The sequence below is a fragment of the Undibacterium sp. Jales W-56 genome (genome assembly GCF_025548535.1).
Classification (GTDB): Bacteria; Pseudomonadota; Gammaproteobacteria; order Burkholderiales; family Burkholderiaceae_D; genus Undibacterium.
Window position 1 is genome coordinate 155,484 of the sequence record NZ_JAJLQW010000001.1, and the last position, 25,382, is coordinate 180,865.

At 52.9% G+C, this 25,382-nt stretch carries 20 protein-coding genes and 1 other RNA gene; 20 read left to right on the top strand and 1 reads right to left on the bottom strand.

Annotation, left to right across the window (positions count from 1 at the left end):
- Window positions 1–110 precede the first annotated feature (110 nt).
- The 19 genes from rnpB (at window position 111) to lpxC (ending at window position 23,598) form a co-directional block, all read left to right on the top strand.
- An RNA gene (gene rnpB / locus LPB67_RS00750) (RNase P RNA component class A) lies at window positions 111–448 on the top strand.
- A 228-nt stretch (window positions 449–676) separates the two neighbouring features.
- Window positions 677–3,868, top strand: coding sequence for an EAL domain-containing protein (locus LPB67_RS00755; protein WP_262835138.1), 3,192 nt, complete (start codon window positions 677–679; stop codon window positions 3,866–3,868).
- Window positions 3,869–4,341: 473 nt separating this feature from the next.
- Window positions 4,342–4,770 (top strand): division/cell wall cluster transcriptional repressor MraZ, encoded by a 429-nt coding sequence (gene mraZ / locus LPB67_RS00760; RefSeq protein WP_262835139.1) that lies wholly within the window; start codon window positions 4,342–4,344, stop codon window positions 4,768–4,770.
- A 7-nt stretch (window positions 4,771–4,777) separates the two neighbouring features.
- The gene (rsmH, locus tag LPB67_RS00765; RefSeq protein WP_262835140.1) at window positions 4,778–5,737 is read left to right on the top strand and encodes a 16S rRNA (cytosine(1402)-N(4))-methyltransferase RsmH; all 960 of its coding nucleotides are present in this window, start codon (window positions 4,778–4,780) and stop codon (window positions 5,735–5,737) included.
- Window positions 5,734–6,009 carry a cell division protein FtsL gene (gene ftsL, locus LPB67_RS00770; protein WP_262835142.1) on the top strand — a complete coding sequence of 92 codons (276 nt, stop codon included), beginning with the start codon at window positions 5,734–5,736 and terminating at the stop codon, window positions 6,007–6,009. The genes rsmH and ftsL overlap by 4 nt, the downstream gene beginning before the upstream one ends.
- Before the next feature lie 14 nt (window positions 6,010–6,023).
- A complete protein-coding gene (locus tag LPB67_RS00775; RefSeq protein ID WP_262835143.1) occupies window positions 6,024–7,769 on the top strand; it encodes a peptidoglycan D,D-transpeptidase FtsI family protein in 1,746 nt (581 codons plus the stop codon).
- Window positions 7,770–7,789: 20 nt separating this feature from the next.
- A complete protein-coding gene (locus LPB67_RS00780; protein ID WP_262835145.1) occupies window positions 7,790–9,331 on the top strand; it encodes a UDP-N-acetylmuramoyl-L-alanyl-D-glutamate--2,6-diaminopimelate ligase in 1,542 nt (513 codons plus the stop codon).
- The gene (locus tag LPB67_RS00785; RefSeq protein ID WP_262835146.1) at window positions 9,331–10,725 is read left to right on the top strand and encodes a UDP-N-acetylmuramoyl-tripeptide--D-alanyl-D-alanine ligase; all 1,395 of its coding nucleotides are present in this window, start codon (window positions 9,331–9,333) and stop codon (window positions 10,723–10,725) included. The genes LPB67_RS00780 and LPB67_RS00785 overlap by 1 nt, the downstream gene beginning before the upstream one ends.
- Window position 10,726: 1 nt before the next feature.
- Window positions 10,727–11,896, top strand: coding sequence for a phospho-N-acetylmuramoyl-pentapeptide-transferase (gene mraY / locus LPB67_RS00790; protein ID WP_262835148.1), 1,170 nt, complete (start codon window positions 10,727–10,729; stop codon window positions 11,894–11,896).
- 48 nt (window positions 11,897–11,944) lie between these two features.
- Window positions 11,945–13,483 carry a UDP-N-acetylmuramoyl-L-alanine--D-glutamate ligase gene (gene murD, locus LPB67_RS00795; protein WP_262835150.1) on the top strand — a complete coding sequence of 513 codons (1,539 nt, stop codon included), beginning with the start codon at window positions 11,945–11,947 and terminating at the stop codon, window positions 13,481–13,483.
- 86 nt (window positions 13,484–13,569) lie between these two features.
- On the top strand, window positions 13,570–14,703 hold the full coding sequence (ftsW, locus tag LPB67_RS00800) for a putative lipid II flippase FtsW (RefSeq protein WP_262836129.1): 1,134 nt from the start codon (window positions 13,570–13,572) through the stop codon (window positions 14,701–14,703).
- Window positions 14,700–15,812 (top strand): undecaprenyldiphospho-muramoylpentapeptide beta-N-acetylglucosaminyltransferase, encoded by a 1,113-nt coding sequence (gene murG / locus LPB67_RS00805; protein WP_262835151.1) that lies wholly within the window; start codon window positions 14,700–14,702, stop codon window positions 15,810–15,812. Before ftsW ends, murG begins: the two co-directional genes overlap by 4 nt.
- Before the next feature lie 9 nt (window positions 15,813–15,821).
- Window positions 15,822–17,228: a UDP-N-acetylmuramate--L-alanine ligase gene (gene murC, locus LPB67_RS00810; RefSeq protein ID WP_262835154.1), complete on the top strand. Its 1,407-nt coding sequence runs from the start codon at window positions 15,822–15,824 to the stop codon at window positions 17,226–17,228.
- A 73-nt stretch (window positions 17,229–17,301) separates the two neighbouring features.
- Entirely contained in the window at window positions 17,302–18,288 is a 987-nt protein-coding gene (locus LPB67_RS00815) for a D-alanine--D-alanine ligase (protein ID WP_262835156.1), read from the top strand.
- Window positions 18,289–18,290: 2 nt separating this feature from the next.
- A complete protein-coding gene (locus LPB67_RS00820; RefSeq protein WP_262835159.1) occupies window positions 18,291–19,070 on the top strand; it encodes a cell division protein FtsQ/DivIB in 780 nt (259 codons plus the stop codon).
- 4 nt (window positions 19,071–19,074) lie between these two features.
- On the top strand, window positions 19,075–20,307 hold the full coding sequence (gene ftsA, locus LPB67_RS00825; protein ID WP_262835160.1) for a cell division protein FtsA: 1,233 nt from the start codon (window positions 19,075–19,077) through the stop codon (window positions 20,305–20,307).
- A 145-nt stretch (window positions 20,308–20,452) separates the two neighbouring features.
- Window positions 20,453–21,649, top strand: coding sequence for a cell division protein FtsZ (ftsZ, locus tag LPB67_RS00830; protein ID WP_262835161.1), 1,197 nt, complete (start codon window positions 20,453–20,455; stop codon window positions 21,647–21,649).
- A 196-nt stretch (window positions 21,650–21,845) separates the two neighbouring features.
- Window positions 21,846–22,352: a peroxiredoxin gene (locus LPB67_RS00835; protein WP_262835163.1), complete on the top strand. Its 507-nt coding sequence runs from the start codon at window positions 21,846–21,848 to the stop codon at window positions 22,350–22,352.
- A gap of 307 nt (window positions 22,353–22,659) precedes the next feature.
- Entirely contained in the window at window positions 22,660–23,598 is a 939-nt protein-coding gene (gene lpxC / locus LPB67_RS00840; protein ID WP_262835164.1) for a UDP-3-O-acyl-N-acetylglucosamine deacetylase, read from the top strand.
- Window positions 23,599–23,797: 199 nt separating this feature from the next.
- On the opposite strand, the gene LPB67_RS00845 is transcribed toward lpxC, so the two are convergent.
- Entirely contained in the window at window positions 23,798–24,301 is a 504-nt protein-coding gene (locus LPB67_RS00845; protein ID WP_262835165.1) for a DciA family protein, read from the bottom strand.
- Between the two features lie 91 nt (window positions 24,302–24,392).
- Here LPB67_RS00845 and LPB67_RS00850 point away from each other — a divergent pair, with 91 nt between their 5' ends.
- On the top strand, window positions 24,393–25,343 hold the full coding sequence (locus LPB67_RS00850; protein WP_262835167.1) for a M23 family metallopeptidase: 951 nt from the start codon (window positions 24,393–24,395) through the stop codon (window positions 25,341–25,343).
- The last annotated feature ends 39 nt before the right edge of the window (window positions 25,344–25,382 follow it).

Genomic DNA, 25,382 nt, shown 5'->3' on the forward strand with positions numbered 1-25,382 from the left:
AGCAGAAAGCGCCGGTGCCGTGCGGGTTTTGCTTGAGAAACTGATCGGATATCGGTGCCGGATCGGGGTATTTCGATGTTGCGCTGCGCCATGCTGGTACAATAGCGAGCGAAGCAGGCCAGACAATCGCTGGCTTTGGTGTGAGCCAAAGCGGGAGGAAGGTCCGGACTCCATAGAGCAGGGTGACGGCTAACGGCCGTACGTCGAAATCCGCAAGGTATAAGACGAGGAATAGGGCCACAGAGACGAGCGTATTTAGTTACGGTGAAACGCGGTAACCTCCACCCGGAGCAATTTCAAATAGGCACGCGTTGAGGCGGCTCGCGGAGCGTGCGGGTAGAAAGCTTGAGCGGCGGAGCAATCCGTCGCCTAGAGGAATGATTGTCATAGCACGAAGCAGCAATGCAGAGTGCCGTAACAGAATCCGGCCTACCGGCCTGCTTCATTTTTATCCATATCTTTCCAAATGACGGCATGGCTTTTGGGCGATGCATGTACCTCAGAAAACAACCATCAGATCGCTTGGCAATTCGATAGCGATGGCGCACTATTGATAAAATTCCAGTGTTACACTGATAAGGTGTTGATCATTGAACCAAGTCACGGATGCGATTTCATATATCCGGATAGCCGCGGTTAATTTATTTCAATTACATAGGCAACCTTAAGGTAGCGCATGGAGAGAAAAGCAGGTAATCGTCAATGGCATGATTTGCCGACGCTGGCTTTTTTAGTCATTGTCAGTTTGATCGTGGTCGCGATCATGGCGCAGACCTGGTGGTCGATCATTCAGGACCGCCAATTAACGTTGGTCGCTGCACAAGAGAATGGTTATTTAACCGTGCGGATTCTGGAGGAGCATGCAAGTCGTATCTTGCACGATGCCAGCCGCGCTATCAATGCGGCGGCAGAAGAGATTCAAAGTGGGATGGATCCGGCACCGCACGATGAGGCTGAGGTGCGCAAAGTCCTGATCAACGAAAGACAGGACTCGCCGTTTTTGCAGTCGCTCTCTATCATCGATGCCAATGGAATATTATGGGGCACCTCGTTCCAATACCCTGCTGAACCGCAAGACATGCGCAGCGTGGCATATGTCAAGGACTTGCTGGAGCATCCGGCAAACAAGGAGTTCGTGACCGGCAAGCCCATGCAATTGCCGAATTCCAATCGCTGGGTATTGCCGGTAGCAAAGAATATTTTCAATCAGCATGGTGAACATGTCGGTATTCTGCAAGCCTATATCGGCCTTGGCTATTTGCGGGAGTTCTACGAGCGTTTGGCGAAAGATGGCGGCGCCATCATTTCCCTGCACAATCAACAGGGTAATTTGTATCTACGTGCCCCCAACGACCCTTTGTACCTGAATCAGGATATCTCCAAATCCTTGCTGGCCAATACACTCCGCTCGAGTGCCATTGAAGGCAGCCTGCAGGACGGACCGCTGGTCGGCGGTGATGCGCAATTAATTTATACCTATCGTAAGACCGCGGATTTTCCCATCGCTCTGGTGTATGCCAGGGCGATCGACACAATACTGGCAGACTGGCGCGAGCGTGCCAGGCAAAAACTCATATTCGCCTTGCTCACGATTTCCTGCATCCTGGTCTTCATTATTTTACTAATAGGAAAAATTCGTCGCCTGCGTGGATCTGCCGAAGATTTGCGTGCCAGCGAGAACCGCTACCGGATGTTGTTCCAGGACGCCGAGGATACGATATTGCTGATTAATCGCGAATACAAGTATGTCGATTGCAATGCGGCTGCGCTGGAGATGTTTGGCATCACTGACCGCGCCGAGTTGCTGGGCAAACGGGCCGGTCGTTTTTCTCCTGAAAAACAGCCAGTTCGGCATCTGCCAGGCCTGCAGAGAGATCGCCTGATCGAGACCCTGGTTGATACAGCATTTACTGGCGAGGTCCAGCATTTTGACTGGATCATCACACGTAAAGGCGTTTTGCTGTACAGCGAAGTCACCATGAGCAGGGTTGAGATCGGCGATGAAAGCCTGATTTTCTGCGTGATGCGGGATGTCAGCGCCAGAAAAGCGGTCGAGTTGCTACTGGAAGGGCAAAATCAATTATTGCAGTTGATTGCCACTAGCGAAGACATGCTGATTATCCTGGAATCAATTTGTCAGTTCGCTGAAAAATTGTCACCAAACTGGCGCTGCGGCATCCAATTGCTGGGGAATGAACAGCATAGTTTGAGCATGTCGGTGGGCAAGAATTTTCCGGATGTCCTGAAGCCGCAATTGGATGGCATGCCTGTCACGTATGGCAATGGCGTCTGGTGTGAAGCCATCTTAAATGCCTCGCCGGTATGGATAGATGGACTACAAACAGCGGCATCGATGCAGTTCGTCAATGCGCTGGAAACCTTGATGGAATTTCCTGCTTGCGGTGCCTGGCCCATCATGGGTAAAAAAGGCCAGTTGCTAGGCAGTTTTACCTTGTTTTCCCATTCTGCCGAGGAACTGAATGATCATCAGTTGAAATTGATCGGCATCACAACGGACATTGCGAGTATCGCGATTGAAGGCCGCCGCTCTGAAGACAAGATACTGAAACTGGCACATTACGATGAGTTGACCGGATTGCCGAATCGTTTTTTGTATAGCCAGCACCTGAGCAAATCGCTCGCGCATGCTGAACGCGACCGCAGCCGTCTGGCGGTTTTTTTCCTGGACCTGGATCGCTTTAAAAATATCAACGACACCTTCGGGCATGATGAAGGCGATACCGTACTGCGCAATATTGCGCAACGTTTCAAGCAGTGTCTGCGCGAGTCGGACATTATTGCCCGGGTTGGCGGTGATGAATTTATTCTGCTGGTCGACCAGTTCAATGATCCCAAGGATCTCGGTGATATCGCCGACAAGCTGTTATTTGAAGCGTCTTATCCCTTTGATCTGCGCGGTCAGGAATGTCAATTGAGCGCGAGTATAGGGATTGCCACTTTCCCGGATGATGGCCGTGATCCGCAAACTTTGTTGAAAAACGCAGATATTGCGATGTATCGCGCCAAGAACAAGGGCAAGGACAATTACCAGTTCTATGCGTCGGAAATGAATGTGCATACGGTCGAGCGTCTGGCATTTGAAGCCAGACTGAGACGAGCGCTGGAGCGCCGCGAGTTCGTGGTGTACTACCAGCCCAAAGTGAATGTCGCCTCCGGCAAGATCGTTGGTGCGGAGGCCTTGGTGCGCTGGAATCATCCCGAGCGCGGCATACTTTTCCCGGGCGATTTTATCCTGCTGGCAGAAGAGGCTGGCTTGATTGCCCGCCTGGGTATGCTGGTACTGGATATCGCTTGTCGCGATGTCCTGGCATTTCGTGCCGTCGATAAGTCTTTTGGACGGGTATCTATCAATTTATCTGGCGCGCAGTTTAATGACGTGCATTTGCTGGAAGAGGTAAAAAGCGTGGTCGATTTCTGGCGGGTTGATCCTGGCTGGATAGAATTTGAAATCACTGAAAGTATGGTGATGCACAATCGCGATCAGGCGATTATATTGATGGATGGCTTGAAAGAGGCGGGCTTCACCTTGTCGATCGACGATTTTGGTACCGGATATTCATCGCTCGCGTACCTGAAGCGCTTTCCTGTCGACAGCGTCAAAGTCGACCGTTCGTTTATCAAAGATATTCCTAGCGATCCGAATGATACCGCGATTGTGCTGGCGATTGTCGCAATGGCGCATACCTTGAGCCTGAAAGTGATCGCAGAGGGGGTCGAGACCGAGTTGCAACTGGACACCCTGAAAGCCAATCACTGCGATGAATACCAGGGCTTCTATTTCAGCAAAGCCATTCCTGAGAGTGAATTCTTACTTCTGCTGCAGCGGCAATATGCTGAGGAAGTTTAATAAGCACCGATAGTTGTCCGTATTTCCATTCCCCCGCCTGTTTTGCTCGCTGCACTATGCGTGCAAATCGACCCCTCTCTTGGGTGACAGACCCGCTCTGCAAATTCTCTTTTGGACTCTGATACTGACCATTAAATTGTCAGTGGGGACTTACATCGTCGGCCTGGGCATTGATGGAGATCTATTTTCTGCAAAAATGTTTTTTGATGAAACACATGGGTATATGTGAGGAGCTACTTTCAGTATGCACCGTAAGTATCTAATTTATTGGAATATTCTTCTTTCATCTGCTTGAGGAGTGTGCGCTAAGTCCTTGACTTCATTAAAGAATTTCACATTTTCGCTCTTGAATTCGCTTGACCGGACTTAACTGATCCTCTAAAGTGGGCAATAGTGTGAAAAAGTGTATTTTTGTGGTGAATATTTTTATTTCTACGAAAAAATAATTCTCAAGTTCAGGGTAAAGGCATAGCGTGTTCCAAGGGGCGTCCTCACTTAATCTCGATGCAAAAGGCAGAATGACTGTGCCTTCCCGGCATCGCGACGCCCTGAGCCTGCAATGCGAGGGACGTATTACCCTGACCCGCCATCCAGATGGCTGTCTGCTGTTATTTCCTCGTCCTACCTGGGAAGCGCACCGCGAAAAAATCGCTGCTTGGCCGATTCAGGCACGTGATTGGAAGCGTATCTTCCTCGGCAATGCCTCCGATGTCGAGATGGATGGCGCCGGCCGTATTCTGGTGGCGCCGGAATTGCGCAACGCCGTCAGTATGCAGCGCGATGTGATGCTGCTTGGCATGGGCACGCATTTCGAAATCTGGGATGCGGCACGCCTGGCCGAAAATGAGGCGAAAGCCATCGCCAGCGGTGCGCCCGAAGCGCTCAGCAATTTTTCTTTCTGAGCGGCACATGATAGCGAGTCCAGCGCAAGAGTTCACGCACCAGACGGTGCTGCTGAATGAGGCCGTCGATGCGCTTGACCTGAGCGGCGATCGCGCTGCCGGCATCGTCGTGGATGGCACTTTCGGTCGCGGCGGGCATAGCCGCAAAATCTTAGAGCGTCTTAATGCTGCCGGCCGCCTGATCGCTTTTGATAAAGATACCCAGGCGATCGCCAATGCCCAGCAAATTCAGGATCCCCGCTTCGTTATCGTGCACGACAGTTTTGCCACGATGGCGGATGCCTTGGCGGATTTGGGCATCGCAAGTGTCGATGCTATTTTGATGGATCTGGGAATCTCTTCGCCCCAGGTTGACGATGCTGCACGCGGCTTTAGTTTCAGGGCAGATGGTCCGCTGGATATGCGCATGGACACTACGCGCGGTATTTCGGCAGCAGAATGGCTGGCGACCGAAGATGAACAAAAAATCAGGGAGGTTATAAAAAATTATGGGGAAGAACGGTTTGCTTTTCAGATTGCAAAGGCGATTGTTGCTCGCCGGGCGATCGAGCCCATTTCAAGTACTCGACAACTTGCCGAGATCGTCGCAAACACCGTCAAAACTCGCGAGAAGGGCAAAGACCCGGCAACTCGCACCTTTCAGGCTATACGGATTTTCATCAATAAGGAACTGGAAGATCTCGAGATAGGTCTGGCTGGCGCGTATGAGCGCCTGGCGCCTTATGGGCGGATGTCGGTCATCAGTTTTCATTCGCTCGAAGACAGAATCGTCAAGCAATTCTTCGCATCGAAAGTGACCCTGGCCCAGCCGCATCGCCGTTTGCCGATTCGTTCGGTCGATTTACCGCAGCCCGAGATGCGTCTGATCGCCAAGATCAAACCGTCGGATGCGGAAATTGCGGCAAATCCAAGAGCGCGCTCGGCGATCTTGCGCGTGGCAGAACGTTTACCAGGAGTGGCGCAATGAGTACGCGGCTGAATTTTTTACTCGGCGTGATCCTGATGCTATGCGCCTTGTCGCTGATTAATGCCCAGTATCAGGCCCGCCGTTTGTTCATCGAGTTAGAGCGCGCCCAGGCGCAAAGCCGTCAATACGAATTACAGTGGACCCAGCTCAAGCTCGATCAATCGACCTTCGGCAAGCATTCGCGTATCGAAGCAAATGCCAGTAAAGAACTGAATATGGTGCCGGTCACGCCGGAACGCACCCAATACCTGACTGCGGCAGGTGCCAATTGAGCCGCGCTTCTACCATGTCTCGTACCGCCGCTGCTAAAGGCGTACCGTTTTCATCGAGTCCCTTGCTGGCAGTGAAGTTGCCGGTGTGGCGCTCGCGTCTGGTGTTGTTCTTCTTGTTTGCTGCATTCCTGGCGCTGATTGCACGTGCCTTATGGTTGCAGGGCATGAGCACCGAATTTTTACAAAAACAAGGTGCGAACCGCTATGCCCGTACCCTGGAGTTGCCGGCTACCCGGGGCCGCATCACTGATAGAAATGGCCAGGTACTCGCATCTTCGGTGCCGGTCAAAGCGGTCTGGGCGATCCCCGACGATGTTTTGGAAGCGCCGAAAGACAAGCTGCGTCAGCTCGCTGCCTTACTCGATATGCCGGAAGCTGAATTACGTAAGAAGCTCGATTCTGATCGCCAGTTCGTCTACCTGAAACGTCAGGTCGAAGCCGAAGTCGCTGAAAAAATCGTGGCGCTCGGCATCAACGGCATCGAGACGCGCAAAGAATACAAGCGCTTCTACCCGGAGGGTGAGGTCATGGCCCACGTGGTCGGCTTTACGAATGTAGAGGACATCGGCCAGGAAGGCATTGAGCTGGCCTCGGAAAAAAACCTCGCGGGCAAGACCGGCAATCGCCGCGTCATTAAAGATCGCCTGGGCCGGATTGTCGAAGATATCGAATCGATCCGCGAACCGCATGACGGCAAAGATTTAGCCCTCTCGATCGATAGCAAGGTGCAGTACATTGCGTATACGCATTTGAAAGAGGCGCTGGAAAAACACAAGGCCAAGGCCGGCGGTGCGGTTGTCTTGGATGTTAAAACCGGCGAGGTATTGGCGCTGGTTAATCTGCCTTCGTATAACCCGAATGACCGCTCGGTATTGACCGGTGCGCAATTGCGTAATCGTGTCATGACCGACACCTTTGAACCTGGTTCGACGATGAAACCATTCACCGTCGCACTGGCTCTGGAGACTGGACGCGTTACCCCGGATACGCCGATCCAGACGGCGCCCGGCAGCATGACGATTGGTACCGCGACTATCCATGACGCGCATAAGCAGGGCGTCCTGACCGTCGCCCAAGTCATACAAAAATCATCGAATATCGGCACGGTAAAAATGGCATTGCAGATGCCGCCGCAAGAAATGTGGGAAATGTTCACCACCGTCGGTTTCGGTCAGCAACCTAAATTCGGTTTCCCCGGTGCGGTTGCCGGACGTTTGCGCAACTACAAAACCTGGCGTCCGATTGAGCAGGCCACCATGAGTTACGGTCACGGCGTTTCCGTGTCGCTGATACAGATGGCGCGTGCCTACATGATTTTCGCCCGTAACGGCGACATCATTCCTTTGACGTTTCAGAAGTCGTCGGATCAGCCGCTGGGTCACCGTGTGATCTCTGAAAAAACCGCCCGGCAATTGCGCATGATGATGGAGACTGTGACTGAGCCGGGCGGCACCGCCACGCAAGCCCGTATTGCCGGTTACCGTGTCGCCGGCAAGACCGGTACCGCGCACAAACTGGAGGGCGGTCGCTATGTTAATAAATACGTGGGTGATTTCGTCGGCTTTGCACCGGTCTCGAATCCGCGGGTGATCGTCGCGGTGATGATCGATGAGCCGACCAGCGGCGGTTACTACGGCGGCACTGTTGCTGCGCCCGTGTTTGCGACGATTACCGCCAACATTTTGCGTTCTATGAACGTTCCACCAGATTCCAGTGTCACCAGCATTATTCCTGACAACAGTGTGCAGGAGAGTATGTGATGACACGGCATAAAGAACCAATGACAGAAATTTTAAAATGGCTGAGACAGTTGCCGGCCGTAACGCCGCGCTCGCATCTGAGTTCGGATTCGCGAGCGATTGTCAAAGGCGATGTGTTTTTCGCTTTCCCGATTAGCGGCAGTAATGGCGTCAGCGGCGACGGTCGTCGCCACATCCAGAACGCGGTCGATAACGGCGCGGTCGCCGTAGTCTACGAAGCGGATAATTTCACCTGGGACGCAGGTATCCGCCTACCGCATCTCGCCGTTGCCGGGTTGCAGGGCAAACTCGGATCGATTGCGAATGCCTGGTATGCAGAGCCTGATCGCGCCATGTTAACCGTCGCGGTGACGGGCACCAATGGTAAAACTTCTTGCTCGCAATGGCTGGCAAAAGCCTTGTCGCTGACAGGAAAAACCAGTGCGGTGATCGGCACCTTGGGTGTCGGTAATTACAAGGACGGGACACTGACGAACCTGGTCGAAACCGGCTTCACTACGCCCGACGCGATACAGTTGCAACGCCGGCTTGCCGATCTGCGCGATGCCGGAGCGAAGGCATTGGCGATTGAGGCATCTTCGATAGGCTTGCACCAGGGGCGCTTGAATGGCCTGCATGTTGACGTTGCCTTGCTGACCAATCTGACCCGCGATCACCTCGATTATCACGGCGATATGGCGACTTATGCCGCCGCCAAAACACAATTATTCGACTGGCCTGATTTGGGTGTCGCGGTGCTCAATCTCGATGATGCCTACGGCGTTGAATTGGTGCAGCATCTGAACGCAAGTCGTTCAAAAAAACAAGTGGAAACCCGCGTGCTTGGCTACAGCCTGGAGCAAAAAGAACATGACGCGGTTGAAGTGATTTATGCGAGCAATATCCGCACCCATCATGCCGGGACCAGTTTCCATGTCGATTCGCCGTTTGGTTCCGGGCAAGTCAAAACGCAGATGATAGGCCGCTTCAATGTCAGCAATGTGCTGGGTGTATTGAGCGTGCTATTGGCCACCGGCGTGGCCTGGAGCAAAGCCGTCGGCGTCATCGAAAAACTGACCTCGGTTCCCGGTCGTATGCAGCAATTAGGCACGGCCGGTCATGTGATGGTAGTGATCGACTATGCCCACACCCCGGATGCTTTAGAAAAAACTGTCCAGACTTTGCAGCAAGTCGCGCAAGAGCGCCATGGCGAATTATGGTGTGTGTTTGGTTGCGGCGGTGATCGCGATCCGGGCAAGCGTCCGCAGATGGGCAGGATTGCCGAGCAAGCACAGCACGTCGTGGTCACCAGCGATAATCCGCGCACGGAAAACCCCGCCGACATCATTGCCCAGATACTCAAAGGTATGAGCGGTACGCCGCAGGCGATAGAAGATCGCGCTTCGGCGATCCTGTATGCGATCAAACATGCCGGCAACAATGATGTGGTACTGCTGGCAGGCAAAGGCCATGAAAACTATCAGGACATTCATGGCAAGAAGTGGCCATTCTCCGATGAAGAACACGCAGCACTGGCGCTGGCAACTATCGCCACCAGCGGCAATATGAAGAGGAGCAGCTGATGCAAGCGACCCTTCAGCAATTGTACGCAGCACTGAGTCATGCGCAGACCGATAACGACATGATTGGCGCTGGCAATATTGCGGTCAGCGGTTTGACTACCGACAGCCGCAAAGTGATGCCCGGCGATGTGTTCGTCGCCTTGCGCGGCGAGCATTTTGATGCGCATGATTTTTTGGCCGATGTGATTGCTAAAGGTGCAGTGGCGGTAGTGGTTGAAAAAAAGCCAGCGAACTTGGATGTGCCGGCATTGGTGGTGCCGAATACGCTGGCCGCATTGCAGGACATCGCGCGTTACTGGCGACAGCAATTTACTTTGCCGGTTATCGCGGTCACCGGCAGTAACGGCAAGACCACGGTCAAAGAAATGATCGCCTCGATTCTGAATGCCCATGTCGGTGCTGAGCATAGTCTCGCCACCAGCGGCAATCTGAACAATGAGATCGGTGTGCCTTTGACCGTATTGCGTTTGAATGATACCCATCGCGCGGCGGTATTTGAACTGGGCATGAATCATCCCGGTGAAATCGCGGTGCTGGCATCGGTGGCGCAGGCAACAGTCGCGATGGTGAACAATGCCCAGCGTGAGCATCAGGAATTCATGCAAACCGTGCAAGCCGTTGCTGAAGAAAATGGAACGGTATTGCGTCAACTGCCCGCCAATGGCATTGCGGTATTTCCTGCCGATGATATCTACTCGGATTTGTGGCGTACTTATGCCAATGAAACGGGACAGCGCAAGATCGTCACTTTCGGCCTGAGTGCAGACGCCGATGTCAGCGCGACTTATCAAGTACAAAATTTTGGCAGCGAATTGCAGATGCGTATCGCAGGCAAACAAGTCAGCATCAGGCTTGCCGCTGCCGGTGTGCACAATGTGCGCAATGCTTTGGCCGCGGCGGCTTGCTGCCACAGTATTGGGGTATCGAACGAAATAATTGCCGCAGGCCTGCAAGCATTCAGTCCCGTGAATGGACGTCTGCAAAGCAAGCAGGCGCATAACGGCGCCCGCATCATTGATGACACCTATAACGCCAATCCGGATTCGGTACGTGCCGCAATCGATGTACTGGCACCTGCCGGAACAGCGGGCGTCCTGGTGCTCGGCGACATGGGTGAGGTCGGTGACGAGGGCCTCGCCTTTCACCAGGAAATAGGACGCTACGCCCAGGAGCATGGCATCGCCCAATTGCTGACCTTGGGCGAGTTGGCGCAACACACGACACAGGCGTATGGCAGTGGAGCGCGTCATTTTACCGATGTCGCGGAACTGTGCGTCGCTCTCGATGCGTCGATTGACGGCAATAGCGTCATCCTGATCAAGGGTTCCCGCTTCATGAAAATGGAACGTGTGGTTGCCCATCTGACTAAACAACAAACAATAGGAAATCATTAATATGTTGCTTTGGTTAGCACAATTTTTTAAACAGGACCTCGGTTTATTGCGGGTCTTTGGTTTTATCACTTTCCGTGCGGTGTTTGCGACCATGACCGCGATCTCTATCGGTATTTTTGCCGGTCCCGCAGTGATCCGTATGCTGACGCACTTGAAAGTTGGTCAGGCGGTACGCACCGATGGTCCGCAGACACATCTGATCAAATCCGGCACCCCGACCATGGGCGGTGTGCTGATTCTGATTTCTATCGGCATCTCGACTTTATTGTGGGCAGACCTGAGTAATCGTTTTATCTGGATCGTCTTGATCGTCACCCTGGGTTTTGGCGCAATTGGCTGGGCCGATGACTATCGTAAAGTGGTCTACAAAGATCCGGAGGGCATGCGTTCGCGGGAGAAGTATTTCTGGCAATCGGTGATCGGTATCATCGCTGCTTTTTATCTCGCGTTCACGGTTTCCGCGCCGTCGAATACCAAGGTGCTTGAATTATTTGTCGCCTGGGTGCAGTCCGGCTTCAGCATGGACTTGCCGCCGAAAGCCGACTTGATCGTACCTTTCTTTAAATCGATCAGCTATCCGCTGGGCGTCTGGGGTTTTATCGCTCTGACTTATTGCGTGATTGTCGGTACCAGCAATGCGGTTAATTTTACCGATGGACTCGATGGTCTGGCGATCATGCCGACGATTATGGTGGGGTCGGCACTGGGATTATTTGCGTATCTGACCGGTAATGCCGGCTATGCAAAATACCTGTTGATACCGCACATCCCCGGTGCCGGCGAGCTATTGATTTTCTGCGGCGCGATGGCGGGTGCCGGGCTGGCTTTCTTATGGTTCAACGCGCATCCGGCACAAGTTTTTATGGGCGATGTCGGCGCCCTGGCTCTGGGTGGGGCACTCGGCACAGTGGCGGTGATCGTCCGGCAAGAAATCGTTTTGTTCATCATGGGCGGTATTTTTGTGGTGGAAACCGTGTCGATTATTTTGCAAGTCGGTTATTTCAAATTCACGAAGAAGCGTTATGGCGTTGGTCGCCGTCTATTTTTGATGGCACCGCTGCATCATCATTTTGAGCAAAAAGGCTGGAAAGAAACGCAAGTTGTCGTGCGCTTCTGGATTATTTCGATGATGCTGGTATTGGTCGGTTTGTCTTCCCTCAAACTGCGTTAATTCTATTCAAGACGAAGCATCATAGACGACACAATTTAAAAGAGCATCATGGATTTTTCTGGCAAACACGTATTGGTATTAGGTCTGGGCGAAAGCGGTCTGGCCATGGCGCAATGGTTATTGCGTTGTGGTGCACGCTTGCGCATCGCCGATACCCGTGCCAAGCCTGATCGTCTTGACATGCTCAATGCGATATCGTCCGATATTGAATTTGTCAGCGGCGAATTTACGCCGGCTTTGCTCGATGGAATTGACGCGCTTGCAGTCAGCCCGGGATTGTCGCCGTTGCGCGAATTGTCTGTACTGCTGCCAGAAGCGAAGCAAAAAAATATTCCGCTGTGGGGTGAGATTGAATTATTCGCCCAAGCCCTGGCGGACTTAAAAGCCGAACGTAATTACACACCGAAAATCATTGCGATCACCGGTACCAACGGCAAAACCACAGTGACCAGTCTGGTCGGCTTGTTATGTCAGCGTGCCGGGCTTTCGACCAAAGTCGCGGGCAATATCAGTCCTGCGGTGCTCGATGTATTGCGCGAAGAATTAGAGCGTGAAGAGTTGTCGCATGAGGGGCTGGAGTGCGGCGATTTGCCGCAGGTCTGGGTGCTCGAATTATCGAGTTTCCAACTGCATACGACGTTTAGTTTGGAGCCGGATGTTGCAACGGTATTGAATATCACTCAGGATCATCTGGACTGGCATGGCGATCTGGCGGCGTATTGCGCGGATAAAGCCCGTATTTTCGGTACGCAGGCAGTGCAGGTGTTGAACCGCGATGATGCCTTGGTGATGGCGATGGCGCGGCCAGATGCCGGCTTCATCAGTTTTGGCATCTCAGCCCCTGAACATGCAAACGACCTGGGTTTGCTGAATGAGCACGGTATGACCTGGCTGGCGGCGGCAGTGGCCAGTGACGATGCGCCAGTCACTGGTCGTCGCAAGAAAAAAGAAATCGAAGAAATTCCATTTACCATCTCGCGTTTAATGCCGGTCGATGCTTTGAAGATTCGCGGTCAGCACAATGCCTGCAATGTCCTTGCGGCGTTAGCTTTGTGTCGGGCGATTGGTTTGCCGTTTGCGCCCTTACTGCACGGCGTTCGTGAATATCAAGGCGAGCCGCACCGCGTCGAAGTGGTGGCGACGGTTGCCGGAGTGACATATGTCGATGATAGCAAGGGCACCAATGTGGGCGCGACCGTCGCTGCGCTCAAGGGATTGGGGCATGAACTCAGCGCGGGTACTGATTTCAGTAAGCGCATCATTCTGATTGCCGGCGGCGATGGCAAGGGGCAGGATTTTTCTCCTCTGAACGCTGAGATCGCCCAGTTCGCCAAAGCGGTTTTGCTGATCGGTAAAGACGCCGATGAGATTCGTCAGGCCATTCAACAGAGTCGGGTCGCGGTCACCGATCATGCGACCCTGGAATCCGCGGTGCAAGCGGCCGCAGGGCTGGCAATTGAAGGCGATGTCGTCTTATTGTCGCCTGCCTGCGCAAGCCTGGATATGTTCCGCAACTACGGACATCGTGCCCAGGTATTTGTCGATGCGGTGAAAGAAATCGGTCTTTCCAGCGGCGAGGTGTTCTGATGAAACAAGCCATTCTGTCATTCAGTAAGTGGCTGCCGTTTTCGGCAGAGCCAGCTGCCGCGTCGCATTTGGCGAAACGCTCGAAGATGATGGAATACGACCAGCCGCTGGTCTGGGTCACCTTGATTCTGATGTTGTTCGGTATGGTCATGGTGTATTCGGCATCAATCTCTTTGCCGGATTCGCCTAAATATGCGAACTATAAAAATACCCATTTCCTGATGCGTCAGACCATGTTTGTGATGGTCTCTCTGATCGCGGGTTTGTTCGTATTCAGGATTCGTATCTCGACCTGGCAAAAAATCGCGCCTTATTTATTCGTGGCGACCTTGATTCTGTTGGTTGCCGTATTGGTCCCTGGACTTGGCAAAGGCGTCAACGGCGCGAAGCGCTGGTTATCTTTTAAAGTATTCAATCTGCAGCCATCCGAGTTGATGAAATTGTTTGTGGTCCTGTATGCCGCCGATTACACCGTGCGCAAACAGGAATACATGCACAAATTGACCAAGGGTTTTTTACCGATGGCCGCAGCGGTCGGAGTTGTTGGTCTATTGCTGTTGCTGGAACCCGATCTCGGCGCATTTGGTGTGATTGTCTGCATCGCCATGGGCATTTTGTTTTTAGGCGGCGTCAACGGTATCTGGTTCGGTGGAATCGCTGCAACACTGGTTGGTATTTTCAGCCTGGTTATTCTGTTGTCGCCATGGCGGCGCGAGCGTATTTTTGCCTATCTGAATCCATGGCAGGAAGAGAACGCTTTAGGCAAGGCATATCAACTCTCGCATTCATTGATCGCCTTTGGCCGCGGCGAATTATTCGGTGTTGGTCTTGGCGCGAGCGTGGAGAAATTGCATTACCTGCCGGAAGCGCATACCGACTTTTTATTAGCGGTGATTGGTGAAGAACTCGGTTTTGTCGGCGTACTCGCGGTGATCCTGTTATTTTACTGGATATTAAAACGCGCCTTTGAAATTGGTCGTCAGGCGATTGCGCTGGATCTGACCTTTGCGGGTTTAACCGCAAAAGGCATCGGTATCTGGATCGGTGTCCAGGCCTTCATCAATATGGGCGTGAACCTGGGCTTGCTGCCAACCAAAGGGCTGACTTTGCCGTTGATGAGTTACGGCGGTTCCGGCGTCTTGATCAATTGTGTGGGATTGGCGATTTTGCTCAGAATCGATTATGAAAACCGTATCCTGATGCGCGGGGGGCGGATATGAGCGCAAAGAAATTACTGATCATGGCGGCAGGAACCGGCGGTCATATTTTCCCCGGCCTGGCAATTGCCGAAACCATGCAGGCACGTGGCTGGCAAGTGTCCTGGCTCGGCACTGCGACCGGAATGGAAAATCAGATTGTGCCTCAGCATGGCGTCACGATGGATACCATCGCTTTTTCCGGTATGCGGGGCAAAGGTGTGCGGCATAGCCTGACAGGCGCGTTTAGACTGCTTGCCAGCTTTTTTCACTGCATGCGAATTTTAGGCAAGCGTCAACCGGACGTCGTCTTGGGCATGGGCGGTTATGTAACGGTGCCGGGCGGTGTGATGGCTGCCTTGCGCGGCAAGCCTGTGGCGCTGATGAATGCGGATGCTGCCATGCTGTTATCGAACAAATTGCTGCGCCCGATTGCCAAGCGCGTGTTGTTTGGCCTGCCTTCCAGCGGCTTCGCGCAAGACAAAAAAATGCAGGTTACCGGCAATCCGATTCGCAAGGAAATATGCGCGCTGGCGGCACCGGCACAACGCTATGCTAATAGAAGCGGGGCTTTAAAGATATTGATTGTCGGCGGCAGTCTTGGCGCACAGGCCTTGAACGACACTGTGCCAGCGGCTTTGGCGCTGATTCCGGAGCAGGACAGGCCGCAAGTCACGCATCAGTCCGGAAAAAAACATATTGACGCCTTGCGTGCACGTTATGCCGCTGAGAACGTTAAAGCCGAGGTGCTGGATTTTATTGACGACATGCCGCGTCGTTATGCCGAGGCAGATCTGGTGATTTGCCGTGCCGGTGCAATTACTGTATCTGAACTTACCGCTGCCGGTGTGGCCAGTATTCTGGTGCCTTTCGTCGCTTCGAGTACCTCGCATCAGAAAGACAATGCGCAATGGATGGCCGACCAGAAGGCGGCGGTTTATTTGCCGCAAAGCGAATTAAGTGCAACAGCCCTGGCGGCAAGCTTGCAAAGCATCACAAGAGAACAATGCCTGGCAATGGCAGAGACCGCCTACGGCTTGGGGCAGCGGCAAGCCAATGAAACCATTGCGCAAGTGTTAGAACAGTTGGTGTGTGCCAATCAGGTAAGCAAATCAGGTGAGCAAGTCAGATGAGATCGAGCTATGAAACATAAAGTTAAACACATCCATTTCGTCGGCATCGGCGGCTCAGGTATGAGCGGCATCGCCGAAGTATTGCTCAATCTGGGGTATACGATTTCCGGTTCCGACCTTGGGGTGAACGCGGCTTCGCAACGATTAGCCAGTCTGGGTGCCAAGGTCATGCTGGGTCATGCGGCAGGGAATATCGCCAGCGCCGACGCGATCGTGACCTCGACTGCGGTCAAGGCAGATAATCCGGAAGTCATCGCCGCCCGCGAAAAGCATGTGCCTGTCGTGCCTCGCGCGGTGATGCTGGCGGAATTGATGCGCTTGAAAAGCGGGATCGCGATTGCCGGTACGCACGGCAAGACAACGACCACCAGTCTGGTCGCCAGTATTTTGGCGGAAGGCGGTCTCGATCCTACGTATGTGATCGGCGGTCGTCTCAACAGTGCCGGTGCCAACGCCAGACTCGGCAGCGGTGATTTCATCGTGGCGGAAGCCGATGAGTCCGATGCATCGTTCCTGAATTTATTGCCCGTGATTGAAGTGATTACCAATATCGATGCCGATCATATGGAAACCTATGAGCATGATTTCGGTAAATTGAAGCAGGCGTTTATTGAATTCACGCAGCGCTTGCCCTTTTACGGCGTCGCTGTGCTGTGCCTCGACGACGTACATGTGCGTGAAATCATGCCGTTTATTTCCAAGCCTATCGTGACTTACGGTTTTCATGAAGAAGCCGATATCCGTGCGGTGGATGCGCAGGCGGTCGGCGGCGTGATGCAGTTCACGGTAATTCAGGACGGTTACGAAGCAATGCAGGTCAGCCTGAACCAGCCCGGCATGCACAATGTACAGAATGCCTGCGCCGCGATCGCGGTTGCGCGTGAAGTCGGCGTGGCAGATGAAGCCACTCAAAAAGCCTTGAGCGAGTTTCATGGAGTCGGCCGTCGTTTCACGCGTTATGGCGAAATCAATTTGCCTGAAGTCGATGGCAAATCCGCTGGCAGCTTTGCCCTGGTCGATGACTATGGTCATCACCCGGTAGAGATGGCCGCAACCTTGGCTGCGGCGCGTGGCGCGTATCCCGGACGCCGCGTAGTGCTGGCCTTTCAGCCGCATCGCTATACCCGCACCCGTGATTTGTTTGAAGATTTCGTCAAAGTCATTTCGACTGCCGATGCGGTGGTGCTGGCTGAAGTGTATGCTGCTGGCGAAGCGCCGATTGTCGCTGCCGACGGCCGTGCCATGGCAAGGGCCCTGCGTGTGACCGGCAAAGTCGAGCCGGTATTTGTCGAAGATATGCAGGATATGCCGGACAATATTCTGCACGTATTGAAAGACGGCGATGTGCTGATCGTGATGGGCGCAGGCTCGATCAGCGCAGTACCGGCAAAACTGGCGAATGCAGGCGATCAATAAGCCATAGTTATTTTGTATTAGTAGTGAATGTCAACGCAGAATACCAACACTAAACATCAACAGAGATGCCGTCATGAGTGAGATTGAGAACGTAAAAGAATTAGGTAAAGTTGGCGTGCTGTTTGGCGGGCGTTCTGCCGAGCGCGAAGTCTCCATCATGTCGGGCACGGGCGTGCTGGCAGCACTGCAAAGTAAAGGGGTTGATGCGCACGGCTTTGATACCGGTGAGCGCAGTCTGGCTGAATTGGCCGGGCAACAGTTTGATCGCGTCTTTATCGCGCTGCACGGCCGCTTCGGTGAAGACGGCAGCTTGCAAGGCGTGCTGGAACAATTAGGCATTCCCTACACTGGCAGCGGCGTCATGGCATCGGCGATTGCGATGGATAAAATTTTTACTAAAAAGATTTGGCAGAACCATCAGTTGACGACCCCGGCCTATGAAGTACTGAATGCAGAAACCGAATTGCGTCTGGTACCGGATCGCCTGAGCTTGCCTTTGATTTTGAAGCCGCCGCATGAAGGATCAACGATAGGGATTACCAAGGTCAATGGCTATTCCGATATGCAGGAAGCCTATGCCTTGGCCGCGCAATTCGATGATGAAGTATTGGCGGAAGAATTTATTTCGGGCCGTGAATTGACGGTAGCGATTCTGGGCACGGGCAAGCAGGCGTATGCCTTGCCGGTGATTGAGATCGTTGCGCCCGATGGTAACTACGATTACCAAAACAAATACTTCACCGACGATACGCAATATTTATGTCCCGCTCCTTTGGATGCAGGTTTGACAGCCAGGATACAAGCGATGTGTGTTGAGGCGTATCGCGCGGTGAATTGCGAAGGTTGGGCGCGGGTCGATGTGCTATTGCGCAAGTCGGACAATGAGCCGTTTTTGATTGAGATTAATACCTCTCCCGGCATGACAGGCCATTCACTGGTACCGATGGCGGCGCGTGCAGTCGGGATGAGTTATGAAGACTTGTGTCTGGCGATTTTACGCTCGGCACGCTTGAAGATGTCCAAGGGCAGCAAAGAGGGTAATAAAGAGGATAGTAAGTAAAGATGTGGCAAGACATCCGCTCAATGAATGCAACAGCGAATGCCTTGTTCGGTATTTTTGTGCTTGCATTGCTGATGTCGGGTATCTGGTGGGTGGTGCAGCGTCCGATGTTCACCTTGAAAGTCATCAAGGTTGAAGGCATAGAGCAAGCCGCTTTGCGGCATGTCAATGCCTTGACGATTCGTGATGCAGCCTTGCCGAAGATGCGCGGTAATTTTTTTACGACGAATCTGGACAATGTGCGTACCGCATTTGAATCGGTACCCTGGGTACGTAAAGCCAGTGTGCAGAGAGAATGGCCGAACAAACTGATCGTGACTTTGGAGGAGCATCAGGCGCTCGGTACCTGGGGTGAGGACGGCAGGTTGATGTCAGTCAAGGGTGACGTGTTCACCGCCAATCTGGCCGAGGCAGAAGAAGATGCCGAGTTGATGGAATTTGCCGGACCCGAAGGCAGCGAGAAGGAAGTGCTGGCGCGCTATCTGGATTTTAAACAGTGGTTTGCCCATATCAGTCTGGCACCCGAGGCTGTGCAGTATTCGAGTCGTTATGCATGGAGCTTGAAATTGAATAACGGCATGAAGGTGGAGTTGGGCCGGTTGCAGGATGATCAGACGCTGAAGATCCGGGTCGATCGCCTGTTGACGGTGTACCCGCAGTTAGTGGCAAGTTTGCAGGACAGTATTGAAAGTGTGGATATGCGTTATCCGAATGGCCTTGCGCTGAAGTCCAGCCACAATGCCTTTGGAATTAATCCCAAACTTAAGGTTAAACGAAAGTAAGTACATGACAAAAGATGCAAAAAACCTGATAGTCGGCCTCGATATTGGCACCTCCAAAATTGTTGCGGTGGTTGCCGAGGTCATGCCCGATGGTCGTCATGAAGTGATCGGCCTGGGGCAGCATGACTCTAAAGGACTGAAAAAGGGCGTGGTCGTGAATATTGAGGCCACCGTCGAATCGATTCAGCGTGCTCTGGAGGAGGCTGAGTTGATGGCCGATTGCAAAATTCGTCATGTGTATACCGGTATTGCAGGTAGTCATATCCGCAGCTTTAATTCCAGCGGCATGGTGGCGATCAAGGATAAAGAAGTTACCGCTGCCGATGTCTCGCGCGTGATCGAGACCGCCAAGGCGGTGAATATTCCGACCGATCAGCAGTTGCTGCATACCTTGCCGCAAGAATTTATCGTCGATAGCCAGGACGATGTGCGCGAGCCGATAGGCATGAGCGGGATTCGCCTGGAAGTCAAAGTGCATATCGTGACCGGCGCCGTATCGGCAGTGCAGAACATCGTCAAATGTGTGCGTCGTTGCGGCCTCGAAGTATCCGACCTGATTTTGCAGCCGATGGCATCCGCTGAAGCTGTATTGACCAAGGATGAAAAAGAACTCGGCGTGGTGCTGATCGACATCGGCGGCGGCACCACCGACGTTGCGGTATTCAGCGAAGGGGCGATTCGCCACACTGCAGTAATCCCGATTGCCGGTGACCAGATCACCAATGACATTGCGATGGCATTGCGCACCCCGACATCCGAAGCCGAAGAAATCAAAACTCGCTTTGGCGTAGCCAAGCAAGTATTAGCAGATCCATCGGACACACTGGAGGTGCCAGGCCTCGGCGACCGCGGTCCGCGCTCTTTATCCCGCCAGGCTTTGGCTGCCGTGATTGAGCCGCGTGTGGAAGAACTGTTCGCACTGGTGCATCAGGTGGTACGCGAATCGGGATACGAAGATGTGCTGTCGTCCGGCATCGTGTTAACCGGCGGTTCCGCGATCATGCCGGGCATGGTTGAGATGGCTGAAGATATCTTTTTGAAGCCGACGCGTTTAGGCATGCCGGTGTATTCGGGTCAACTGGCCGACGTGGTGCGCAGTCCGCGTTATGCCACTGTGTTGGGCTTGTTGTTGGAAGCGAAGAAGCAGTATATGCGCGGTCATATCGTCACACGACAAGAGGGTTCTGCGAAAGCGGTGTGGCAGCGCATGAAGGAATGGTTTCTGGGGAATTTTTAAGTAGTCATCGTAGTGAAAACTGTAGTGGAAATAGTAGTGGTTATTTTATAATGTTCTTATCCGCAGTTATTAGTCGCTAGTCGTCACACCTATGCAATAACAGTGATGATTAGCGACTGAAAACTGCCTACCTAAAGGAGTCATGATGGAGTTCGATATGGTTGATAACGCTACCCAAGGCACCGTAATCAAGGTCGTGGGCGTAGGCGGTGCAGGCGGCAATGCTGTGCAGCACATGATTAATAAAGGCGTGGCAGGAGTTGAATTCATCGCTGCCAATACTGATGCACAAGCTTTGTTGCAGTCCAGAGCACATAACGTTATTCAGATCGGGGAAACCGGTCTGGGTGCGGGTATGAAACCGGAAATCGGTCGTCAGCTGGCGGAAGAGTCGCGCGCCCGTATTGAAGACGCTTTGCGCGGTTCGCACATGGTGTTCATCGCAGCCGGCATGGGCGGCGGCACCGGCACTGGTGCTGCACCGGTGGTCGCGCAAATAGCCAAAGAATTGGGCGCATTGACCGTGGCCGTGGTTTCCAAGCCATTCTCATACGAAGGCAAAAAATGCATGGACATCGCCGACGAAGGTCTGGAAGCTTTGTCGCAGCATGTCGATTCACTGATCATCATCCTGAATGAAAAACTCGAAGAGATCTATGAAGACGACAGCATGATCGAATGGCTGCAACATGCCGACGACGTGCTCAACAATGCGGTTGCCGGTATCGCCGAAATCATCAATGTGCCTGGCCATATCAACGTCGATTTCAATGATGTGAAAACGATTATGGGCGAGCAGGGCAAGGCGATGATGGGTACCGCTACGGCATCCGGCGTTGATCGTGCGCGTATCGCTGCCGAACAAGCGGTGGCCTCACCGCTGCTGGACGGTATCGATTTGTCCGGCGCGCGCGGTGTGCTGGTCAATGTGACTGCCAGCCGTGGTCTCAAGGGTAAAGAGATCAAGGAAGTCATGGCAGCCGTCCGCGCGTTCGCCGCACCGGATGCATCGATCGCTCAGGGTATCGCTTACGACGACACCATGGGCGACGATATCCGTGTGACTGTGGTCGCGACTGGCTTGGGGCGTGCCAAGAAAAATATCCAGTTGGTACAAACCCCAATGCTGCGCACCGGCACGCACAATGAACCGATGATGGCGTCGCCTGTGATGGCATCATCGGCGGCAATGGCTTCCGGGATGGCAGCGCCGGCATTTGATGGCTTGAGCAAGCCGGCAGTATGGCGTCGCGAATCTGCATCGGACACAGTGCGTGCACTGGAAAAGAATGGCATGGAGACGTATGACATTCCGGCTTTCTTGCGCAAGCAAGCTGACTAAGGTTTTTTCGTTGTAAGCACAATCGCATCAAAGTTGACATAAAACGCCAGCCTGATCGCTGGCGTTTTGCTTCCTGCACGAAATAGCAGACTCAGGCATACTGGCGTCCCGGCCTCAGCATGAGCGCGTCAAGTTTATTTTGACTGCTGCTCACAGGGAATATCGTGAATCTATCCATACAAATCAGGAGTACAACATGAGCATCAAGATCGGTGACAAATTACCAGCAGGCAGTCTCGCAGAATTTATCGAAGTCGAATCGGAAGGCTGTTCTTTAGGGCCGAATACTTTCAAGGTCGAAGATCTGGTCAAAGGTAAAACGATTGCGATCTTTGGCTTGCCAGGCGCTTATACACCCACTTGTTCCGCGAAACATGTTCCAGGTTATGTGCAGCACGCAGCCGATTTAAAAGCCAAGGGTGTGGATGAAATCTGGTGCATCTCGGTCAATGATGCGTTTGTGATGGGTGCATGGGGCCGTGATCAAAAAGCTACCGGCACAGTACGCATGATGGCTGACGGCAATGCCGATTTCAGCAAGGCCTTGGGTCTCGATGCGGACTTTAGCAAATTCGGCATGGGCGTGCGCTCCCAGCGTTATTCTTTGTTGGCGGTCGATGGCGTGGTCAAGCAATTGAATGTTGAAGAAGGCGGCAAGTTTGAAGTGTCGAACGCAGAAACTTTGTTGGCGCAATTAGCTTAATACGCATTAATCTGGCCTGACTATTTTGAGTATCAGATAGCTATGCAGCTATTTTGAAAAGTACAAAAAATGAAACCTCTCAACACAGAAGCTCAGAGGCACAGAGATGCGAGGAAGAATTTAAGAAATTCTTCGACTCTTTTCCGTGCCCCGGCGTCTGCCGGCGAGAGGTTTTACTATTTCCGGCAGCGAGCTGAATAGTTCAATTGCCATAAAAGATAAGCCATAAGCCTGTTAAGGCTCTTTCTGTCTATCCCAAAGAAAACCGCGCTCACCGCAGAATTTGAGCAAACGTTATAATGACGGAATGTTAAAACAAAGAACCATCAAGCAATTCGTCAAAACCGTCGGCGTCGGCCTGCACTCGGGCACCCGGGTAGATCTGGTGCTGCGTCCTGCAGCGATTGACACCGGCATCATATTCACGCGCACCGACCTGGTGCCGCCAGTGGTATTTCCGGCCAAGGCGCTGAATGTCGGCGATACGCGCATGGCATCGACCTTGAATGTGAATGGCGCCAAAGTGTCTACGGTGGAACATCTGCTGTCGGCGTGCGCCGGGCTCGGTATTGATAATTTGTATATCGATATCAGCGCAGAAGAAATTCCCATCATGGATGGCTCGGCATCGTCGTTCGTGTATTTATTGCAGCAAGCGGGCATGCAGGAACAAGAAGCTGCCAAAAAATTCATCCGCGTTTTAAAGCCGGTCGAAATTCGCGAAGGCTCAGGCCAGTCCGAGAAATGGGCGCGACTGGAACCTTTCAATGGCTTTAAACTGAATTTTTTCATCGAATTCAATCATCCCGCTATCGATGGCACGGCGCAGACTGCTGAAGTGGATTTCGCCAAGGTGTCGTATATCAAGGATGTCGCCAGAGCGCGCACCTTCGGCTTCATGCAGGATGTGGAAATGTTGCGCGGCATCGGTCTGGCGCGCGGCGGCTCGATGGAAAACGTCATTGTGATGGACGAGTTCCGTATCCTGAACGACGATGGTTTGCGTTTTGATGACGAATTCGTGCGCCACAAGATTCTGGATGCCATCGGCGACTTGTACCTGATCGGCCATCCTTTGCTGGCCAGTTATACCGCTCACAAATCAGGTCATGGCTTGAACAACCAGTTATTGCGCGCCTTGCTGGCGCAGCCTGATGCGTATGAAATCGTGAGTTTCGATGCGATTGAGAATGCGCCGGATTCTTACGGGCTGCAAGAGCAGCGCGAATGGGCCTTGTCTTCCTGAGGTACCAAGCCAGAGCTAGGATGGTGGTTGAATCTGATGGAATTCGCGTTTGTGGTGCAATGCCACAAGCAGCGAACACCTTAACTTGCTATCTTGAAAGTTTCCGTCAAATTTAACTACTCCGGCGGAGTATGGATAAAAATAGTGTTTTTCCCGCATGAATGTTGCGGTACTTTAAAAATACTCCCCTGTTTTCTATTTATTTTCCGGATTGATGCCGTTTCACCAGCTTATGCAAAGCTGCCCTCAGATCGGCATTTTGCGGGGTATTTTCTAAGGCACTTTCCAGCTTATCAAAGGCCTTGACGGCGCGCTCGGACAAGCTGCATTGCTTGACGTAGGGTTTGGGCTCGACTTTTCGCCTGACTTGTACTTTGATACGGATTGCGTTAATCTGCCATCCCCGCTGCAGTAAACCATCTTGCAATTTTGGACACTGTTGTTTGAGTTTGGTGGCCAGGGCGGCGTTGGGTGCAGATAGGGTCAACTGACCTTCTTCCAATTGCAATACATCGCAAGCGTCAAACATCGCGGGTAACAGGTTCCCGCAGTCTTTTTGCAATTTGGCATTGCGCCTGATGGTAGGTAAGAGAGGCGAAATTTGTTCATTGCTACGTAAGAAATCGGCGGCGCCGCTGGTTTCCGGCAATTTGCGTCCGCGTTTGATGTTGATTCGATAGGGAGGTGGTGAAGATGCTTGCATGGATGGAACCATACCATAAACTGTCCGCTTTGTTCGCTCTCGGTATCTGTTCATTGCGCTATGATGCCGTCGTTTTTTCAGGAGTGAATTGATGCAAATTATCGTCATGCATTCGCGCTTCACCAAAGCGAAGTCTATTACCCTCAGTTCTAATCACCTGATTTTTGGCATCCTCGGTTTTTTAATGTTGACCATGCTATGTTCCGCCGTCATGGCCGCGCTGACCTTGCGGTTGGCCAGTGGTGACATCCCATTTTTACGCGGCTTTGTCCCTGTCGCAGTGGCCAACGATCCTGGCGCCAAGGATCGTTATGTCAAAGAAAATATCGCCGCCATGGCAGTCAAGCTCGGTGAAATGCAGGCGCAACTGATACGCCTGGACGCCTTGGGCGAGCGGGTGCAGGGCCTGGCCGGGGTCAAGCCGGAGGAATTTAATTTCCGCGAATTGCCAGGGCGTGGCGGCGCCGAAACCTCTTCAGTCCCGCCGCGGGAACTGAATATGAGCGAATTCCAGGCGGCGCTCGATGCGATCGCAAAAGACGTCGAGCATCGCTCCGACTACATGAATGTGGTGGAGACGAAATTGATGGGTTTTAAAGTACAGTCAAAATTGTTGCCGACCATTACCCCGGTCAATGCCAGCTACAACGCCTCGACTTTCGGCTGGCGGCTGGATCCGTTCTCTGGCCGCAGTGCATTTCACGAAGGCATCGATTTCCCGGCGCCGACGGGCACCACGATAGTTGCCGCTGCCGGTGGCGTGGTGATTGCCGCAGAATTTCATCCGCAATTTGGCAATATGATAGAAATTGATCATGGCGGCGAAATCATGACCCGTTATGCGCATACTTCCAAAGTCTATGTGAAGGTCGGCGATATTGTGAAACGCGGCCAGCATATTGCCGACATCGGCTCCACCGGACGCTCCACCGGTTCGCACCTGCACTTCGAAGTCCATGTAAAAGGCGTGCCACAAAACCCGGGCAAATTCTTAAATGCGGGCGCCAATCAGGCCGGCATGGACGCAATCAGCCAAAAATAAACTTGTTTTTGGTAAATTTGCCTCCAAATCCTTCCACAT

Excerpts from the sequence above, each read along its gene's own strand:
- LPB67_RS00845 (WP_262835165.1), bottom strand. The coding sequence starts at position 24,301 with ATGCAAGCATCTTCACCACCTCCCTATCGAATCAACATCAAACGCGGA.
- mraY (WP_262835148.1), top strand. The coding sequence starts at position 10,727 with ATGTTGCTTTGGTTAGCACAATTTTTTAAACAGGACCTCGGTTTATTG.
- ftsA (WP_262835160.1), top strand. The coding sequence starts at position 19,075 with ATGACAAAAGATGCAAAAAACCTGATAGTCGGCCTCGATATTGGCACC.
- LPB67_RS00815 (WP_262835156.1), top strand. The coding sequence starts at position 17,302 with ATGAGTGAGATTGAGAACGTAAAAGAATTAGGTAAAGTTGGCGTGCTG.
- ftsW (WP_262836129.1), top strand. The coding sequence starts at position 13,570 with ATGATGGAATACGACCAGCCGCTGGTCTGGGTCACCTTGATTCTGATG.
- LPB67_RS00850 (WP_262835167.1), top strand. The coding sequence starts at position 24,393 with ATGCAAATTATCGTCATGCATTCGCGCTTCACCAAAGCGAAGTCTATT.
- LPB67_RS00820 (WP_262835159.1), top strand. The coding sequence starts at position 18,291 with ATGTGGCAAGACATCCGCTCAATGAATGCAACAGCGAATGCCTTGTTC.
- murG (WP_262835151.1), top strand. The coding sequence starts at position 14,700 with ATGAGCGCAAAGAAATTACTGATCATGGCGGCAGGAACCGGCGGTCAT.
- LPB67_RS00785 (WP_262835146.1), top strand. The coding sequence starts at position 9,331 with ATGCAAGCGACCCTTCAGCAATTGTACGCAGCACTGAGTCATGCGCAG.
- lpxC (WP_262835164.1), top strand. The coding sequence starts at position 22,660 with ATGTTAAAACAAAGAACCATCAAGCAATTCGTCAAAACCGTCGGCGTC.
- ftsZ (WP_262835161.1), top strand. The coding sequence starts at position 20,453 with ATGGAGTTCGATATGGTTGATAACGCTACCCAAGGCACCGTAATCAAG.
- murC (WP_262835154.1), top strand. The coding sequence starts at position 15,822 with ATGAAACATAAAGTTAAACACATCCATTTCGTCGGCATCGGCGGCTCA.
- LPB67_RS00835 (WP_262835163.1), top strand. The coding sequence starts at position 21,846 with ATGAGCATCAAGATCGGTGACAAATTACCAGCAGGCAGTCTCGCAGAA.
- LPB67_RS00755 (WP_262835138.1), top strand. The coding sequence starts at position 677 with ATGGAGAGAAAAGCAGGTAATCGTCAATGGCATGATTTGCCGACGCTG.
- murD (WP_262835150.1), top strand. The coding sequence starts at position 11,945 with ATGGATTTTTCTGGCAAACACGTATTGGTATTAGGTCTGGGCGAAAGC.
- LPB67_RS00775 (WP_262835143.1), top strand. The coding sequence starts at position 6,024 with ATGTCTCGTACCGCCGCTGCTAAAGGCGTACCGTTTTCATCGAGTCCC.
- LPB67_RS00780 (WP_262835145.1), top strand. The coding sequence starts at position 7,790 with ATGACAGAAATTTTAAAATGGCTGAGACAGTTGCCGGCCGTAACGCCG.
- rsmH (WP_262835140.1), top strand. The coding sequence starts at position 4,778 with ATGATAGCGAGTCCAGCGCAAGAGTTCACGCACCAGACGGTGCTGCTG.
- ftsL (WP_262835142.1), top strand. The coding sequence starts at position 5,734 with ATGAGTACGCGGCTGAATTTTTTACTCGGCGTGATCCTGATGCTATGC.